Origin of the sequence: Bacillus cereus group sp. BfR-BA-01316 (assembly GCF_022664195.1) — a bacterium.
Classification (GTDB): domain Bacteria; phylum Bacillota; class Bacilli; order Bacillales; family Bacillaceae_G; genus Bacillus_A.
The window spans coordinates 55,254-73,199 of sequence record NZ_JAKUGX010000008.1; the positions used below are offsets into that span (position 1 = coordinate 55,254).

The following is a 17,946-nucleotide window of genomic DNA, read 5'->3' on the forward strand; positions in this document are numbered from 1 at the left end:
ATACCATTATTTATCTAAAAAAACAGAAAAAAGGAAACCACTTTGATTCCCCTTTTCTTTGATCCCGATTGGTGCGGGCTAATAATCAGTGGTTGATGGACAAAACACCCACTGATTAAAGTTTCTCTTTATACTAATTCCCTCTGTTTCGTTTCTTGACCAAGTATAACTACAGCAAGTGCCCCAATTAAAATTGATCCACAGAAAATCGTAAATATTAGCGATAGTGAAGCTTGTGAAGCAACTAAATACCCTACTAATAGTGGTCCAAGAATACCACCAATACGTCCAAATGCCGCTGCCATTCCTGCACCTGTACCGCGAATAGTTGTTGGATACTGTTCCGGTGTATAAGCGTATAATGCACCCCAAGCACCTAAATTAAAGAAGGATAGTAACATACCTGCCACTATTAATGCTGTTAATGACTCCGCAATTCCGAACACATAAGCACTACATGCTGTACCAATTAAATACGTAACCAATACAAATTTACGACCAAGACGTTCAATAAACCATGCAGCTGTGAAATATCCTGGAAGTTGAGCTAAGGTCATAATGAGTACGTACTGAAAACTTTTTATTAAACTAAAGCCTTTCAGTACCATTACACTAGGTAACCAAAGGAACATTCCATAATAGGAAAAGACAACACAAAACCATAGAATCCATAACATAATTGTTGCTTTACGATACTCTCCAGACCAAACCGATTTTATATTTTCAATAACAGATGGCCTTTTTGCAACCTTTTCAAATCGCGGAGAATCGGGTAAATTCCATCTTAAATATAAAGCATATAACGCTGGAACTGCACTTAATACCATAGCAACTTCCCAACCGTATTTAGGAATAACAAAATATGAGATAAGAGCTGCGATTAACCAACCACCAGCCCAAAAGCTTTCTAATAGTACAACTATTTTCCCACGTTCGTGTGCTTCAACACTCTCCGATACAAGGGTAGATGCAACTGGAAGTTCCCCGCCAAGCCCCATACCAATTAAAAAGCGTAAAACGAGGAACATCGCGAGTGTCGTCGTTAAAGCCGTTAAGCCACTACCAATAGAAAATAGTAATAATGTAATAATAAAGACCGATTTCCGTCCTATTTTATCTGATAGTATCCCAAAAACGAGCGCCCCTACAGCCATACCAATTGAGTTAATACTACCTATCCAACCCATCTCTTGAGTACTTAATCCCCACTCTTTTTGCAACGCCACTATTACAAATGAAAGCATTCCAACATCCATTGCGTCAAATAGCCAGCCAAGCCCTGCTATACCAAGTAGCTTTCGCTTCGAAATTTCTTTTACCTTGCTCACAAGAAGTCCTCCTTACACAGGTGTCTTTACACATCATTTTACATGTGTGTATTGCATAAGTAAAATACTTTCGTATAAAAAATTCTCCTTCATCACTCCCAAAAAGTAAAATGTTTATCCCGCTATTTGCGGGCAGTAGAACTCCCACCTCAAAATCCAGCTGGAGCAAAGAAGTTAGTTGGGAGTCGGGCTGCCCGTAAATGCCCGATTGGTGAGGGCTGATAATCAGTGGGGGATGAGCAAAACCCCCACTGATTAAAGTTTCACTTTATCAAAAATAAACAAATAAAAAAAAGTAGCGATATTCCGCTACTTTTTTGAACGCATTACTTCTTTTAAAAACTCGGCTAATACTAACTGACGACGCCAGCGTGTTGGATTACTACATAATCTGTAAAACCACTCTAAATGAATAGCTTGTATCCATTTTGGCGCACGCTTTACCTCTCCAGCCCACACATCTAAACTACCGCCTACTCCAACAGCCATTTTCGTTTCTAAACGATGCTTATTGTTTTGGATAAAGTTTTCTTGTCTTGGAAAGCCAAGTGCAACAAGTAATAAATCTGGTTTTGCCTCTTGAATACGTGAAACAATATTCTCTTCTTCTTCTTGTTTAAAATATCCATCTTGTATCCCCACGATAGATGCAGCTGAATATGTCTTCGTTAAATGATCAGCCGCGGCTTGTACAACATGTGGTTTTGCACCTAATAAGAAAACAGATACTGGTTTATTCTCTTCTGATAACTTCGCAAATAAATTACACATTAAGTCAAAACCTGCTACACGTTCTTTTACAGGTGTACCAAGCATACCACTTGCTTTTACAACCCCAATACCATCAGGTGTAATTAAATCGGTATTTAGTAATGTTTTATGGAACTCTTCATCCTTTTTTGCACACATAACAATTTCAGGATTTGCTGTTACTACCTGAAAAGTATCAGTTTGCTCCAATTCTAGTTGTTCCTTTAAATATTGGACCGTTTCATCCATTGTCATTGTAGAGAAAGGAACACCTAGAATATCAACCGTTTGTACTGCCATATTTAACTATCCTCTCTATCATTAAAAGTTTTTCGCTATTAATTGCTTATATGTTTCTTTCGTATCTTCATATAATTTTTGAAGTGAGAAGTTCATAGTAGCATGCTCATAAATATGCTTGCCCATTACTGATAACTCTCCAGTTTTCCACTTGTCATACGCCTCTTCTAATGCCGATGCCAATGCCTTGCCATCACCAGTTGGTACAATCCATCCATAAGTTTCATCTGCAATTAACGGTTCGATTTCTCCTGCTCTAGTCACAATTGATGGTACACGTTGATTTGCCGCTTCTAATAAAACTAATGGAAATCCTTCGCTATGGGAAGTTAACAAATTGACATGTGATGAAGCAAATAATTGTTTCACATCTTGACGATGCCCTAAAAATTCAACTTTATCATTAATCCCTTTTTCAGTAGCTAATGCCTTTAGTTCTCCTTCTAACGGCCCATCACCAACTAATAACACTTTAATTTTTTCCAATTTCGTTTGTTGTAACGCATCGAATAAAACTTCATGTCCTTTAACAGGATGCAGACGCGCTACTTGGATTGCCGTAAACACATCTTCGTCAATATTAAACATTTCCTTTTTATTATAGCCATCTGCTTTTTCCTGATCATATTCAATCCCGTTATAAATAACATGCATCTTTTCATTTGAAATACCTAATGCCGCTAAGCTTTTTTTCAACCTATTCGTTACAACAAAAAATAAATCTATATTTTTTAAAGATTTCAAATTTAACTTAGTAAAAATCCAGCCTTTTAAGCCTTGTTTAGTAAAGTCTTGAAATGGATCACTATGAATTGTCGTTACCCATTTTGCCGCGAATTTCTTCTTCATTAGAGAAACAAAGAAATTCGCCCTAGGACCGTGTGTATGAACTACATCAAATTTTTCTTTATTAATGAATTCACTTATGTTCTTTAAAATGGATAAATCATAGCGAGATTTTTGTGAAAATACATGAACTTTTATTCCTAGCTCTCTTGCTTCTTTCGCAACAATTCCATCTTCAAATACTGCTAATTCTACTTCACCATCCGGAAACTGATCAAGCAGTGAAATAATATGTGTTTTTCCTCCACCATCTTCTGCTCCTGCATTCATATGCAATATCCTCATATTTTTTCCTCCTTTAAATCCTCGCTACATTTCCATCTATCTTTATTTTACTGTACTAAAAAATAAAAGCTAACAAAAGTTAGCTTTTATTTTTATCATTCAATTTCTAGATCTACGATTAGATAAGCTAACACCACTACAAAGTAAATCCCTACTCCTGGTGCTGTCAAAATATGTCCTGCAATATATGCAATACCTAATGCTAATACTAAGCTTGCTGTAATCATTCCATATTTCACATTAAATATTTCCTTAAATCTTGTAACAAATGCTAGTAGGATTCTTACGCCGTAATAAATAAATGGAATCATCATTAACGCAAAACCAATAATTCCGAAATCATAAAACCAATCATGGAAGTCCATTTCGATTAGCTTCGGATCTGGCTGCTTTTGTTCATTATATTTATAGTTACCTGCATAACCCATTCCTAATAACTTTTGTGACATTGGCGCTTCTTTAAAGAACTGCTTATGTCTCTCTTCATATACTTGACGTCCACTGAAAATAAGATTTTCTTGATTTTCTTTCTTTTGCTCTTTCTCAAGCTCTTTCTTAACTTCCGCTTCTACCTTCGCCTTTTCTTCTGGTTTCTCAACTTTATGTTGTTTTTCTTCTTTTTTAATTTTCTCTTTAATTTCTTTTTCTTTTTGACCTTGCTGCGCTACATTTTGTTCTGATAAATAGTTGTTATGAATACCCATATTTTGTGCTAATGGCGTCATTTTAAACGTTCCGACAACACCAGCTAATAGGACAATAGCAATTAATCCATTAAGTACAAGAGACTTTTTGTTTGGATTTCTTCTATCAAATAATAATTGTAGTACGATAATCCCGATTGCTGCTGCTAACGTAGCACCAATTGAGCCCATCCCTACTTTCGTACCAACTTGAATTAACGAGTAAATCATTAAAAGCGATGGAATCCAATATAAAACGTGTTTCACGCTCTTTGTTTTTTGAATAGAATATAGTACCACGATAGGGAAAATAATAGCTAAGATTGACCCTAGTTCATTACCTGCATAGAACCACCCTCGGGAACCAACTTTCATCCATTGATAACTACCAAAGTCTGTAGATGTCGAAATAGAAATAACCATAATAGCGTTAATGATTAATGTTGAATACACAATACTATTTCTGACTTTGTCACTAATATTTACTTTCTTTTTCAATGATTTTAAAGCTAAAATGTATGATCCTAGCATAATATATATATATAATGCCTTCGCAACAAACTTAACTTCTTCACCAAGTACAATAGGATTCTTAACTAGTTTATTATTAATAAACCCTATCCCTAAAACTACTGCTAATAGTATTAAGTAAATTAAAAACTTCCTATTTTCCTTCTCTTTTGCCTGAATTAAAATGTAAATACCACCAACAGCCATAATAAGAAATCTTACCAAAATTCCAACAGTGGCATTTGACTTTAATAAAACGATGCTAAGAGACGTTAATAAATCTAAAACAGGCTGTAAAATAATAAAAAAGAGCAAAAAATGCTCAAATCTAACCCTAGCTTGATTTGCTAACATTCCAAGACCTCCATAAAAAATCTTTACATTATCTTTTAATCATAGTTTTCTACTGTTTAAACACACCTAGCAATTATAACATAACTCATATTTAAATTGAGAACTATTTTTCATGCCGAAACTAGTCAAATCCAGCATTATTAGTAACCGAAAACATTGTCCTTTAGCTATCCTTCCCCATCCCTATAAAAACTATCTAACACATATGCACTTATTTTCGACCGTACAGAAATATTTTTTTATCATTTTATACAAATGTACAAAGCGGACTTCTCTTATTGTACCATCCCTCCAACTAAGCTACATCAAAAAACTATACTATTAATCTTTCCACACTTTTCCGCTTTACTTTATTGCTACTTATCAAGCATTTTCAAACGCTTTCTTTAGCTATTTCATCCATTTTTCTACATGTAGCGAAAAGTAATTGTTATTTCCAAAACTTTAGTGTATATTTTTTCTCTGGAACATCTTTAAGAGGAAGGAATTAAAGCCATGTTATTAATCGATATATTTACGTTTCTTGGCATTATCGCCGCTGCCATTTCTGGTACATTAGTTGGTTTGAAAAAAGATCTAGATTTATTTGGTGTCCTTTGTTTAGCTGTAGCTACTGCGCTCGGCGGCGGTATTATTCGTGATATTATGATTGGTAACCTGCCTCCTGTCGCATTTGTAAAACCCATTTACTTTTTCGTAAGTGTACTATCAGCATTATTCACATGTATGTTTTTTGAGCGCATCAATAAACTTCAAGTTGTTATTATGCTTTCTGATGCTGTTGGTTTAGGTGTATTTACAGCTATTGGTGCAAATGCAGCAATGTCACATCACGTTGACGCCTCGTTTTTAGTCGTTTCAATGGGAGTTATTACAGGTATTGGGGGCGGTATTTTACGTGACATTTGCGCTCAAGATATCCCGTATGTATTCCGAAAAGAGATATATGCAATTGCTTCTATTTTAGGAGCAGTTAGTTTCTTAATTACACATGCAATGGGGGCACACGTATTAGCTTTCTATGTTTGTTTATTAATAACATTCGTTATTCGTGTGGTCACCGTAATATATAATGTACATTTCCCAGTTTTCTTTAAAACACATGCAAAAATTAATAAAGGCCATTAAGAGAATTCTACATAGAATTCTCTTAATTTATATACAATTCCATATACTATAGAGTAATTGTATATAAAAATATATAATTACATTAGAACAAAAAATGAAAACGCTTTATAAACAGGGGGAAGAATGATGCTTGGGGTTTTTTAAAAAAATAAAACAAACACCAGTATAATTGAATTAAGCAAAGACCAAAAAATCATATTTAACGTGCCTGCTAATTCTGAACTAAAAACTCAAATGGATATGCTACATATTTCAAAGGAAGATTTACAAATTGTTAAAGTATTACAGCCATTTATTTATGAGGAAATAGATTGGATAACAGAAAAATTCTACACCAACATCACAAAACAACCTAATTTAATTGCTGTTATTGAACGCTACAGCTCTATTCCCAAATTAAAACAAACTTTAAAGACACATATTAAAGAATTGTTCAGCGGGAATATGAATGAAGATTTTATTGAACAACGTGTTAGAATTGCAAAAAGGCACGTACAAATTGGTTTACATAGAAAATGGTATACTGCTGCTTATCAAGAATTATTCCGCTCCATCATGAAGATTTTGCAAACGAAAATTTCAACGATAGACGATTTTTCTTATTCTATAAACGTAATAAATAAATTATTCATATTAGAACAAGAACTTGTTATTGCAGCTTATGAATCCGAATATGAAAAAATCCAAAAAGAACATGAAAAAGAAAAAGAACTGACATCTATGACGATTACACATATTGCAACAGAACTAGCGGCAGTATCTGAAAAAACAAGCTCTTCTATTCAACAGTTAACATCTAAATCAGAAAGTATCGTAGGAATTGCCAAAACAGGTACATCATTAGCTACGACATCAGAAGAAAAGGCCAATAAAGGAAAAGAACAATTAAATCTGCAAAACAAACGAATATGGAAACTATCATTACTGATACTCGTGAACTTCTTGATATTTCTAACAAAATTAACGAAATCATTGATATTGTAAAATCAATCGCCGAGCAAACAAATTTACTAGCATTAAATGCTGCTATTGAATCTGCACGTGCTGGCGAATTTGGTAAAGGTTTTTCAGTCGTAGCGGGAGAAATCCGAAAGTTATCAGAGCAAACGAAAGAATCAATTTCCAACGTTACAAAACTCGTTGAAAAAACTAATGAACAAATTATACACGTCTCTTCTTCCGTGGAACAAATAAGCTCTCTCGTATCTGAAGGTACAGATAGTATGCATGCGACAGATCAATATTTCCAAGAAATCGTAAAAGATATGTCTAACTCTAAAGAACAAAATAAAAAAATTGAAAATGAATTAGAAACTATTTCACAAGTAATGAAGAGTATTCAAGACGATTCCTCGAAAATGGCCTTAACAGCGGATAATTTACAACTAGAACTAAACCGATAAGGCAAACCGATACAAAGTGGAGATTCTTCATCCCCACTTTGTATTCATCCTTATCATCCATCTACAAAAAAAGAATCCAAAATGGATTCTTTTATTTTCTGAAAAATATTTTTTGGCAATAAAAATAACTCATATAAACACCAAAGCTTTGTAAAATAAACAAAGCTGGCATAATAATATTATAATATGCCATATCTACTTGAAAGAGCCTTAACGATACATATCCGGTAATTAATAATACAAACAACATATATCCTTCATTTTGCTGTTTCTTAATTAGAAAATGTAATAAAGCTATGGACATAAATAATGTCACCGCTATATATATAAGCTTTTCACATTTAAAAATAATAGAATTTATTCCCTCGTCTGAAAGCTGGTTAATAACTGGTTTTAACAGTTTAAACCTTTCTACTTCCATTTCTTTTAACTCTTGATCAATGTGCTCTTTTACACTTTGATTTTTGGATGTTTTTTCTTCATTTTGACTTTTTCCAATTAAAACAGATTGAACATAAGTCTGATTAGAAATCGTATACTGTGACATTCCCATCATCTTGATACCATAGCTCACACCAAAATGAGTACTATAAAACAGAATAAGTAGTCCTATCATTTTTAATAGTAATTTTTGTTTCGTTGCTGATTGAAATAATTCAATTAACAGCACATATACAGCTATAAAAATAGGTAAAAATAACCCCATTGGGAAAATCATATTGCTAAGCGCAAATAAAACGGCTGAAATTACCCACATATAAGGATGATCTAATCCCTTATATAAAAATATGTAACAAGCACAATAACATAAAAATATTGCGAGTGATTCCGCCGTTAATACAGAACTCATAAATATATTTGGAATATATAAAGCGTAAAACATTGATGCAACACGACCACACTCTTCTCCAAAGACCATTGACGCAATGCGATAAATGAAAAATGCAGTTCCTGTACAAAATAAAATATTAAATAGTTGTAAAGCAAATACCGTATCACCAAATATACGAATGATGATCGATTCATAAATAATAAAAGGTAACTGTGCTACATTCTCTATATTATTGCCAATTGCAATCTGCTTTGCAGACTCATACATAGCTTTCATATCACCTATCATTGGAACATCTACAAATAGAACTGTGATAAGTCTTACAACTATAGATATGCTTATAAGAAAAATAAGAAATTGTTTATCTGTAAAACGATATTGCAAAATTGATGCTACTAACAAAATAAGAATAACAAAAATCACTAATACGATTGTTATACTTGTTGTACTTCCCCCAAAAAATTGCTTACTTGTTTCAAAAGCCGACCAACAACTATAGACAAAAAATGCGAGCATCGCACCTATCATTATTTTACTGAAGAAAGACGAAAAATTTGTTTTTATATGATTCATATGTCCATTGCACCTCTATTTCCATTCATAACAAAACGATTTTATCATGAATAGGCACAAGGTTAATAGGGAATTTCTATGACAAATACATAGTCATTACTTTTTCACTTGCAATGTAAGCGAATCCTCTTTTACACTACATTTTATATACGATAAATTTTCTTTCAGTTACATGAATACAAATACAGAAATTTCAATAAAGTGAAACTTTAATCTGCGGGGGTTTTGTTCATCCTCCACTGACTATTAGCCCGCAAATAGCGGGATAATCCTCTTTTGGAACACTTTACTTCATTAAATATCTAATATGAGTACTCCACTTACACATGTCACTCTGATTGAAAACAGAAAATAGGGGATGAATATATGGAAAAGAAATTCATGCGAGAATCAAAAGCAATTAAAACAACACGTGTTTTTCCTAACGATTTAAATAATCACCAAACACTTTTTGGGGGGAAATTATTAGCAGAAATTGATAGTATCGCTTCAATTGCAGCTGCAAGACATAGCCGCAAACATTGCGTAACAGCATCTATCGATTCCGTTGATTTTTTAACTCCAATTCACCAAGCAGATTCTGTTTGTTATGAAGCATTCGTATGTTATACAGGAAAATCTTCAATGGAAGTTTTCGTAAAAGTAATTGCAGAGGATCTACTAGCAGGCGAGCGTAGAATGGCCGCAACGTGTTTTATTACATTTGTCGCATTAAAAGACGGAAAACCTTCATCTGTACCACAAGTAATTCCTGAAACAGAGGAAGAACATTGGCTACATACAACTGGTTCAGAGCGTGCAGAAAATAGAAAAAAAGGACGTTTGAAAAGTACAGAAATGGCTGAAGTGTTAACTTTAAGTAAGCCTTGGAATATGTAACATTAAAATTTTATCTTATACATGCACAGGTTTTTTCTTCCTTGCATGTATTTTTTATTATAATAAAGTGTTACGCCTTAGCATTTTTATTCGATGCCTGTTTCCTAAAATCACCCATCAGCTTTTCCTTTATTTTGTTATACTATTAATGGTATATTAAATAATGTTCGTTTAAAAATGACCATAATATGATTAAGTATATAAGGGATGGTGCGGTAATGTCTATTGAGGTACCAATTTCAATACCAAAAACGTTAATTATTATTCCAGCGTATAACGAGGAAGAAGCAATTGCAGATACATTAACAAGATTATTAGAACTAAAACAGCATTTTACAGCATTAAGCATTTGCGTTATTAATGATGGATCAAAAGATAAAACAGCTCAAATCGTAAAAGATTTCCCTGTTCATCTTGTTAATTTACCATATAATCTAGGTATCGGTTCAGCTGTACAAACTGGATATAAATACGCTTATGAGAACGGATATGATATTGCGATTCAGTTCGATGCTGATGGACAACATAATCCTGATGATTTATACAAAATCATACAGCCTATTGCCGAGGATCAATGCGATATGGTGCTGGGTTCACGTTTTACAGAAAAAACAGCATATAAAGGTAGTATTTCCCGAAGAATCGGTATTTTTTATTTTACTGCTCTATTGAAAGTACTAACAAAACAAACATTTATGGATCCAACTTCTGGGTATCGTGCTATCAATCGAGAAGTAATTAAGATTTTTGCACACAATTATCCAAAAGATTATCCAGAACCAGAAGTCCTTATTCATTTAAAAAAGAAAAAACTTCGCATTAATGAAATATCTGTAAATATGCAAGAGCGACAAGGTGGACAATCTTCCATCACTCCCCTTAAATCTGCATATTACATGGTTAAGGTAAGTCTTGCTATATTGATGCAAAAAATCGTGAAAGGTTGATAATAAATGCATATAATTACCTTTTCATTTATCTTTATTTTATTACTATTCTTCTTAATTATTAATTCCATTCGTCGTGGGACTTTAGAAACAAAATATGCTATTTTATGGATTTTCGTTTGTATTGCAATGGCTATTTTAAGTTCTACGGATAAAATTATAAATTGGATTGGAAAACTATTAAAAGTAGAATATCCTCCGTCCATTTTATTCTTATTCGGACTATTATTCTGTTTTATCTTAATTTTTGACCTGACGAGAAAAATCTCCAAATTACACCATCAACTTGTAACCTTAACGCAAGATTATGCATTATTAAAACAAAAGTTAAAGATAACAGATAAAGAATAACTTCCTAACTAAATACTAATATGTTAAAGCTCCTTAATTTCGCTTGAAAAATTAAGGGGCTTTTATCATTTCAAATTATTTCTTTCTAATTATACGAGGTACCACAATAGAAAGTTGATTTACAAAGTTTATATGCGGTAAACTTATACAGATGTTCTTGTAATCATCTTCCCTTTAAAAGGCTTATATATAAGTGTAAAACATAAAAAATTTGAGGAGATAATAATTATATGATGGAACAAAAACAAATCGTTTCAGTTGTTATCCCGCTGTATAATGCGGAAAAATACATCGAAGAGACGATGGAATCAATACTAAATCAAACATATAAAAATATTGAAATTGTAATTGTAGATGACGGGAGTAAAGATCAATCATCTTCTATTGTAAAAAATCTTGAACAGAAATATCCGGGACAATTAAAATATGTCCCACAAGAAAATCAAGGCGTTTCAGTTGCTCGTAATACAGGAATTGAAAATGCTAGCGGAGAATATGTTGCTTTTCTTGATAGTGATGATTTATGGCATCCAACAAAAATAGAAAAACAAATTGAAAGTATGCATAAAAACAACATGAACGCTTGTTATTGCGGCTATATGAACTTTTACGAAGAGACTGGGGAAAAAGTTGAGCATACGACAAACTTTATTAAAGGTGATATGACAAAAGCTTTCTTAACACATCAAGTTGTTGCTCAGACGAGCACTTGGATTTTCAAAAAATCTACCGTGATGGATCATAACATTCGTTTCACACCAGGATGTAGCTGGGGAGAAGACTTAGAATTTCTATTTAAATTAATGAGTGTAACAAATGTATGCTATGTAGATGAATATTTAACATATTATCGAATCTTATCAGAAGGAAATCTTTCTTCAAAGTATAAAGATTATGAATTAAAAACAACAAAAGAATTAGAAATATTTAATCGAATGAAAGATTGGGTTCATAATAAGTCAAAAGACTTAATCGTGAATGATTCTACAGAACTTATTGAAATCCTTGAAACTTATTTATTCCCATATACAGTCATTAACAACGCTTGTATATACATTAAGGGAAACTCTAAATTAGATAAATCACAAGTTCAACTAATCAAGAGCGATATAAATAAATATTGTCGCAAAATTTATTCAAAAAATGGAAAACGAAGCAAAAAACTATACGCAATGCTTTGGTTTGTACGAATAAAGTTTATGTTTTCTTAAATAAAGCATACGCTTTTAAACATACTTTCCGTAAACAAATCAAATTTACAAATAGGATGAAGTGCGTCCTGAAAAATAGAAAGGTCTTGTTCCATGAAAACAAATAAAATTCTTAAAAACGCATCCTACCTCTTTGTAGGAAATATTACTGTTCGTTTTGTACTTGCTATTGCGACCATTCTCTTTGCAAGATACGTTTCTCCAGGTGAGTATGGCATGTTTACAACTGCATTAGCAGTTTCCGCTGTTATTTGTTATTTTACAGATGCAGGTTTGACACATACATTTATGCGTGAAGGAACGAGAAGCGATGCTAACATTAGCGTATTAATAAGTAGTTATTTACGTATTCGTTTAGTATTAGCTATCGTAATTTCTGTGCTCTTCGCTATTTTTGCTCAGTTCTTCTATGCTGATGCTTACTTACGTGCGATGGTATATTGGGTTGTGCTACCGACCATGTTTGGAGCGACTTTACAAGGTGTTGGAATGGCTTATTTCCAAGTAACAGAACGTATGCAATTTACAGCGATTATTTCTGTACTACAAGGCGTGACAGCCGCAGCTGCGCTTCTACTAGGAATGTCATTTAAATGGTCACTTATGATGGTCGCTGCCATGTACGGGATATCTAGTCTTGTAACAGGAGTCATCGCCTTTATAATGGTAATTCGCTATACAACAGTTCATAAAGGCTGGGACAAAGGTATTTTAGATCAACTGCTTATTTTCACAATCAATGGGATCATCATTATGCTTTTACCACAGTTAGGGCCCATTATATTACAAAAAGTTTCAACATATGAGCAAGTTGGATTCTTTGGCGCTGCATCGAAAATACCTGCTGTACTTTATCAAATACCCGGTGTAATTGCAGCGGCCTTTTATCCAAAATTATTTGCTTTTGGAAATGAAAAGAATATTGATGAACATAGAAAACTATCTCAGTTCGAATTAAAACTTATGTCTTTCTTAGGAATGGGAATCTCCATTCCATTTATCGCTGATCCAAGCTTTTGGATTGTTACTTTATTAGGTGAAGAATATGCACCAGCTGGTGATGCTCTTGCAATTTTAGCCTTTATGGTCATTTTACAATCCATCAACTATCCACTTGCTGATAATTTAACAACAATTGGTCAACAGTGGAAGCGTGCGACAACGATGGGAATTGGATTGGCTGTTGCCATCATAAGTTACATCGTATTAGGTGGCCAATTTGGAATGATGGGAGCTGCTGTGGCTGCTATCATTACTGAGGTTACTTTATTAATCGGGTTTACTTTATTCGTTCGTAAAGGATTTACATTACTATTCAAAGGGATTGTATTTAATACACTAGCATTTATAATCAGTTACGCCCTATACCGCACAGTATTAATTAACTTACCACCACTGGTAGCTCTAACACTTACTGGTATATTGTACGGTATTATTGGCCTTGCAATTGATCCACAAATACGCGGGTTAATTTTAGGATTTGTAAATAAAAAATTAGTTCGTAAAAATGCTTAAAAGCCAAAAGCTTTTCCTATTAAAAATGGAAAAGCTTTTGGCTTTTTATATACCATCATTTACAGAACATAAACTCTGAAGACTGCACTTCATTATTCTCGACTTTTCAGTGGTTAAAAAATGCTATATATTCCATGTCAAATTGACTTACTTTCTGAGAATGCTTTATACTAAATTACAAGTAAACTATGAAATTCAATGCTTGTAAAATATATATGATACAACAAAAATATATATTTTTTTATGCTAAAACTAAAAAACACACCTTTATAATCGGTGTGTTTTTATATGTAACAACTTTCAAAGGAGGATTATAAATTTTTATGAGCATAAAGCCGAACAATAAGATTTTCTCAAAGAAAACTATAATGATTATTCCGATATTATTATTGTGTGCTTTTGCTTTTCATTATTTCTTTTTAACATCTAATCAAATCTTTTCTGGTACAGGTGATGCATTAAGCCAATTTGGTTTCTTTACATTTCTCCTGCAACATGCCTTTAAAGATGGTAATCTTTTTTGGTCTTTTGATTATGGATTAGGTGGAGATTTATTTGGAGAGTTTAGTTATTATTACAGTACAGCGCCGTTCTTCTGGATTACGCTGTTACTTCCTAAATTAAACATTGAACAAATCTATGATATGAAATTATACATGAGTATTTTAAAAAACTTTTTAGCTATGTTATTCATGTATGGTTCTTTACGTTATCATAATAAAACAGTCTTCTCATCTTTTATTGCTGCTATTATATATGGTGGATGTATTACTTTTATGCGCCATTCATTACTTTGGGATTTCATGGCTGATGCCATCGTATTTTTACCATTAGTAATATGGGGACTTGATAAATATATTATAGAAAAGAAACGTGGACTTTTCCTAGTAGCTGCTACTTTAATGTTAGCATCGAACTTTTATTTTGCTTTTATCACAAGTATTTTCATTTTCATTTATGCATTTTTCCAATACTTTGCCACACAGCAAAATAAAACAATCGCCTCTTTTCTAGCTTATTATATTAAAATTGGATTATTATACGGTCTATCACTTGGCTTGGCTGCAGTTTGCTTTATCCCATCAGTCAATGCGGTATTTAGTGCGGATCGGTTAACAAAGAAATTTGATATACCGTTATTCTTTGAAGATAAATTTTATAAAGATCTAATGGAAACTATCTTCTTCGTATATGATGCTGAAAATCATCAATTAGCTTTACCAGCTTTAATTTTATTCCTAATCATATTTGGAATGTTTATACGTGATAAACTTGTTAAAAATAAGGTACTCTTTACATTTTTCATGTTCATTCTGTTTATGCTTCCGTATACATACTCTGTATTTAATGGTTTCTCAGCAATGCAATATAGATGGCTTTATTTATTTGTATTTGTAATTGCTCAAACTATAGCATACATCTTAGATTGGATGATTGTTCATAAGAAAGAGCATAAATTACTTTATATAATGAGTTCATTAGTATCAATAGGATTATTCATTTATGCATTTTATAGAAAAGTAAATATAAATGTAAGTGATAAACCTTTACAGGCAGTTGACAATATTTTAATCGGAACTATCGTTCTTTCTGTCATTACAGTATGTTTATGGCGTTATCTTTCTAAACCTTTCATACAATTTTTAGTTGTAGTGAACGTACTCGTTAGTACAATTTCCATGAATTACATGTATGCTAATAATATACTTAGTACAGCTTTCGGACAAAGCAATGCTACAAAAGAAGCTTTACATGTATCTGGCTATGATAACAAAGATGAGATTGCTGCCATTCGTTATATACAAGAATATGATAAAGACTTTTATCGTATTCTTAACCCAGGTAGCGCCCATAACACACCAATGCTACAAGGTTATCATGGTACAAGTACGTACCAAAGCCTGATTAATTATTATGTTCATGACTTTATGAAAAATAAATACAACGTATTCCAAGGGTTCGACACTCCTTCGATGTTCTTCCAAGTTGATAGTCGACTACTACTTGAAAATATGTTAGGTGTAAAATATCGCGTACTAAGTGCTGATACAGATCAAAAAAATATCCCATATGGATATAAACTATTAAAACAAGTAGGGCCGTATAATATTTACAAAAATGACTATGCTTTACCGTTAGGGTATGTATATGATTCTGGTATAAGTGAAGAAGAATTTTCTAAATTAAACTTCGCTCAACGTGACCAATTATTATTACATGCTGTAGTCGTTAATAATGTAAAAGACTTTTCATTAACTCATTTTGATAAAAAGAACCTTAATTCAAAAGCGGTATCTATCAAAATGGAAGAAGTACAACTAGAAAATATGGAAAAAGAGAATAATAAACTCATTGTCCATGGCAATGGAAATATGATCGTACCTATAAATTATCCTAATACTCCTGGAGATTTAATTGTAGAATTAAAGATAAAAAATAAAGGTTCATTCCATGCAGTAGTTAACGGGAAAGATATGGGGAAAGGTGAAGACACTGGTGCATACTCATATCCTTTAGAAAGATTTGTTTATAATTTAGGTAAAGACGATCATCCAGACCAACTAACTATTTCTATTGATGCACCAGGTGAATACGAACTTGAAGACTTACAAGCAAATATCGTAAATTACGAAGGTGTACAAAAAGAAACAGAAAAACTAACTGAAAATAGACTTCAAAATATTTATTATAAAAACAACTATTTAAAAGGTGAAATCAACTCAAAAAAAGATGGATTACTATATTTATCTGTTCCATATAGTAAAGGTTGGACTATAAAAGTTGATGGAAAAGAAACAGAATTCACGAAAGCAAATTCTGCCTTTATTGGCGTCCCGATTACAAAAGGAGCACATGTAATCGAAATGACTTATGTTACACCTTACTTTAAATTAGGTATGATTATATCAATTATTTCACTAATTATTTGTGTAGCCTTACTAGTTTTTACAAATCAAAAAGGACGCCGAAAATTACCTTTTAAAAAGCAGAAATGAGCACTCAATAAATCATGAAGCTATCCAAAGCGGATAGCTTCATAAAAAATATTAAATAACGTTTTAAACATTATAAACAAGGAGGGTCAAAAATGACTCTTTCAATAGTCGTACCATGCTACAATGAAGAAAAGATGCTTCGAGCCTTTTATTCAGAGACTTCTCTTGAAATTCATAAATTAACTACCGATTATGAATTTGTTTTTGTAAATGATGGTAGTAAAGATAATACATTAAATATTCTACGTGATTTGGCAAATTCAGATTCAGCTGTTCATTATATATCATTTAGTCGGAATTTCGGCAAAGAAGCCGCTATGTTAGCTGGTTTAAAATACGCTACAGGTGATGCAGTTGTTATTATGGACGCCGATTTGCAACATCCTCCTACACTAATAAAAGAAATGTTAGAAGGATATAACGAAGGTTACGACCAAGTTATTGCAAAAAGAACAAGAACAGGTGATTCACCCGTTCGCTCTTTCGTTTCTCGTCTATACTATAAAGTGATGAATAAGTTTGTAGATATTGAACTAGTAGACGGCATTGGAGATTTTAGACTTTTAAGTAGAAGAGCTGTTGATTCTCTATTATCTTTAAGCGAATACAATCGCTTCTCAAAAGGTTTATTCTCCTGGATTGGATTTAATGAATTAATTATTGGATATGAAAATGTATTACGTTCTGATGGAGAAAGTAAGTGGACTTTTTCTAAATTGTTAAATTACGGAATAGATGGTGTTATCTCATTCAATAATAAACCATTAAGACTATCTATATATCTTGGATTATTAACAACTATTTTAGGGATTTTATACGTAATTACTACATTTATTCAAATTATTGTTGGTGGTGTTGAAGTCCCAGGATACTTCACTTTAATTTCTGCTATATTATTTATTGGTGGTATTCAACTCATTTTCCTAGGTGTTATGGGTGAATACATCGGTCGCATTTATTATGAAACGAAACGTAGACCACATTTTATTGTAGCTGAAAAGAAGGTTAGTGAAGTCAAACAAAAAGCGTAATATAAAAAAGTTATTTCTATCCAC

15 protein-coding genes are annotated in these 17,946 nt (G+C 32.6%); 10 read left to right on the forward strand and 5 right to left on the reverse strand.

Annotated features, from left to right (window positions below; genetic code table 11):
- Positions 1-128: 128 nt before the first annotated feature.
- From MR071_RS09100 to MR071_RS09115, 4 genes are all read right to left on the reverse strand, one after another.
- Positions 129-1,328 (reverse strand): MFS transporter, encoded by a 1,200-nt coding sequence (locus MR071_RS09100; RefSeq protein WP_242235770.1) that lies wholly within the window; start codon positions 1,326-1,328, stop codon positions 129-131.
- Between the two features lie 309 nt (positions 1,329-1,637).
- Complete coding sequence (locus tag MR071_RS09105) at positions 1,638-2,378, reverse strand: WecB/TagA/CpsF family glycosyltransferase (RefSeq protein WP_105586751.1); 741 nt, start codon at positions 2,376-2,378, stop codon at positions 1,638-1,640.
- Positions 2,379-2,399: 21 nt separating this feature from the next.
- Positions 2,400-3,509: a glycosyltransferase family 4 protein gene (locus MR071_RS09110; RefSeq protein WP_105586750.1), complete on the reverse strand. Its 1,110-nt coding sequence runs from the start codon at positions 3,507-3,509 to the stop codon at positions 2,400-2,402.
- 95 nt (positions 3,510-3,604) lie between these two features.
- Entirely contained in the window at positions 3,605-5,056 is a 1,452-nt protein-coding gene (locus MR071_RS09115; protein WP_242235772.1) for an O-antigen ligase family protein, read from the reverse strand.
- A 495-nt stretch (positions 5,057-5,551) separates the two neighbouring features.
- Between MR071_RS09115 and MR071_RS09120 the strand changes: the two genes are divergently transcribed.
- The 3 genes from MR071_RS09120 to MR071_RS25780 all read left to right on the forward strand — a co-directional run bounded on the left by MR071_RS09120 (position 5,552) and on the right by MR071_RS25780 (position 7,587).
- Positions 5,552-6,184, forward strand: coding sequence for a trimeric intracellular cation channel family protein (locus MR071_RS09120; protein ID WP_000924380.1), 633 nt, complete (start codon positions 5,552-5,554; stop codon positions 6,182-6,184).
- Between the two features lie 240 nt (positions 6,185-6,424).
- Positions 6,425-7,168: a protoglobin domain-containing protein gene (locus MR071_RS25775; protein ID WP_242235774.1), complete on the forward strand. Its 744-nt coding sequence runs from the start codon at positions 6,425-6,427 to the stop codon at positions 7,166-7,168.
- Positions 7,093-7,587 (forward strand): methyl-accepting chemotaxis protein, encoded by a 495-nt coding sequence (locus tag MR071_RS25780; protein ID WP_255833591.1) that lies wholly within the window; start codon positions 7,093-7,095, stop codon positions 7,585-7,587. Before MR071_RS25775 ends, MR071_RS25780 begins: the two co-directional genes overlap by 76 nt.
- Positions 7,588-7,678: 91 nt before the next feature.
- Here the strand turns inward: MR071_RS25780 and MR071_RS09135 are convergent, their stop codons facing one another.
- Positions 7,679-8,992 (reverse strand): ArnT family glycosyltransferase, encoded by a 1,314-nt coding sequence (locus tag MR071_RS09135; protein ID WP_242235777.1) that lies wholly within the window; start codon positions 8,990-8,992, stop codon positions 7,679-7,681.
- A gap of 366 nt (positions 8,993-9,358) precedes the next feature.
- Here MR071_RS09135 and MR071_RS09140 point away from each other — a divergent pair, with 366 nt between their 5' ends.
- The 7 genes from MR071_RS09140 to MR071_RS09170 all read left to right on the forward strand — a co-directional run bounded on the left by MR071_RS09140 (position 9,359) and on the right by MR071_RS09170 (position 17,922).
- The gene (locus MR071_RS09140) at positions 9,359-9,871 is read left to right on the forward strand and encodes an acyl-CoA thioesterase (RefSeq protein WP_105586747.1); all 513 of its coding nucleotides are present in this window, start codon (positions 9,359-9,361) and stop codon (positions 9,869-9,871) included.
- Between the two features lie 218 nt (positions 9,872-10,089).
- Positions 10,090-10,818, forward strand: coding sequence for a glycosyltransferase family 2 protein (locus tag MR071_RS09145; protein ID WP_000021472.1), 729 nt, complete (start codon positions 10,090-10,092; stop codon positions 10,816-10,818).
- Between the two features lie 6 nt (positions 10,819-10,824).
- Positions 10,825-11,169 (forward strand): DUF2304 domain-containing protein, encoded by a 345-nt coding sequence (locus tag MR071_RS09150; RefSeq protein ID WP_002174456.1) that lies wholly within the window; start codon positions 10,825-10,827, stop codon positions 11,167-11,169.
- A 230-nt stretch (positions 11,170-11,399) separates the two neighbouring features.
- On the forward strand, positions 11,400-12,380 hold the full coding sequence (locus tag MR071_RS09155; RefSeq protein ID WP_105586746.1) for a glycosyltransferase family 2 protein: 981 nt from the start codon (positions 11,400-11,402) through the stop codon (positions 12,378-12,380).
- Between the two features lie 93 nt (positions 12,381-12,473).
- Complete coding sequence (locus tag MR071_RS09160; RefSeq protein WP_105586745.1) at positions 12,474-13,895, forward strand: oligosaccharide flippase family protein; 1,422 nt, start codon at positions 12,474-12,476, stop codon at positions 13,893-13,895.
- A 323-nt stretch (positions 13,896-14,218) separates the two neighbouring features.
- A complete protein-coding gene (locus tag MR071_RS09165) occupies positions 14,219-16,891 on the forward strand; it encodes a YfhO family protein (protein WP_242235779.1) in 2,673 nt (890 codons plus the stop codon).
- 92 nt (positions 16,892-16,983) lie between these two features.
- Positions 16,984-17,922, forward strand: coding sequence for a glycosyltransferase family 2 protein (locus MR071_RS09170; RefSeq protein WP_105586743.1), 939 nt, complete (start codon positions 16,984-16,986; stop codon positions 17,920-17,922).
- Positions 17,923-17,946: the final 24 nt, after the last annotated feature.

Coding starts and splice junctions, on each gene's coding strand:
- MR071_RS25780 (WP_255833591.1), top strand. CDS start 7,093: ATGGAAACTATCATTACTGATACTCGTGAACTTCTTGATATTTCTAAC.
- MR071_RS09165 (WP_242235779.1), top strand. CDS start 14,219: ATGAGCATAAAGCCGAACAATAAGATTTTCTCAAAGAAAACTATAATG.
- MR071_RS09115 (WP_242235772.1), bottom strand. CDS start 5,056: ATGTTAGCAAATCAAGCTAGGGTTAGATTTGAGCATTTTTTGCTCTTT.
- MR071_RS09150 (WP_002174456.1), top strand. CDS start 10,825: ATGCATATAATTACCTTTTCATTTATCTTTATTTTATTACTATTCTTC.
- MR071_RS09110 (WP_105586750.1), bottom strand. CDS start 3,509: ATGAGGATATTGCATATGAATGCAGGAGCAGAAGATGGTGGAGGAAAA.
- MR071_RS09120 (WP_000924380.1), top strand. CDS start 5,552: ATGTTATTAATCGATATATTTACGTTTCTTGGCATTATCGCCGCTGCC.
- MR071_RS09145 (WP_000021472.1), top strand. CDS start 10,090: ATGTCTATTGAGGTACCAATTTCAATACCAAAAACGTTAATTATTATT.
- MR071_RS09155 (WP_105586746.1), top strand. CDS start 11,400: ATGATGGAACAAAAACAAATCGTTTCAGTTGTTATCCCGCTGTATAAT.
- MR071_RS09135 (WP_242235777.1), bottom strand. CDS start 8,992: ATGAATCATATAAAAACAAATTTTTCGTCTTTCTTCAGTAAAATAATG.
- MR071_RS25775 (WP_242235774.1), top strand. CDS start 6,425: ATGCTACATATTTCAAAGGAAGATTTACAAATTGTTAAAGTATTACAG.
- MR071_RS09160 (WP_105586745.1), top strand. CDS start 12,474: ATGAAAACAAATAAAATTCTTAAAAACGCATCCTACCTCTTTGTAGGA.
- MR071_RS09170 (WP_105586743.1), top strand. CDS start 16,984: ATGACTCTTTCAATAGTCGTACCATGCTACAATGAAGAAAAGATGCTT.
- MR071_RS09105 (WP_105586751.1), bottom strand. CDS start 2,378: ATGGCAGTACAAACGGTTGATATTCTAGGTGTTCCTTTCTCTACAATG.
- MR071_RS09140 (WP_105586747.1), top strand. CDS start 9,359: ATGGAAAAGAAATTCATGCGAGAATCAAAAGCAATTAAAACAACACGT.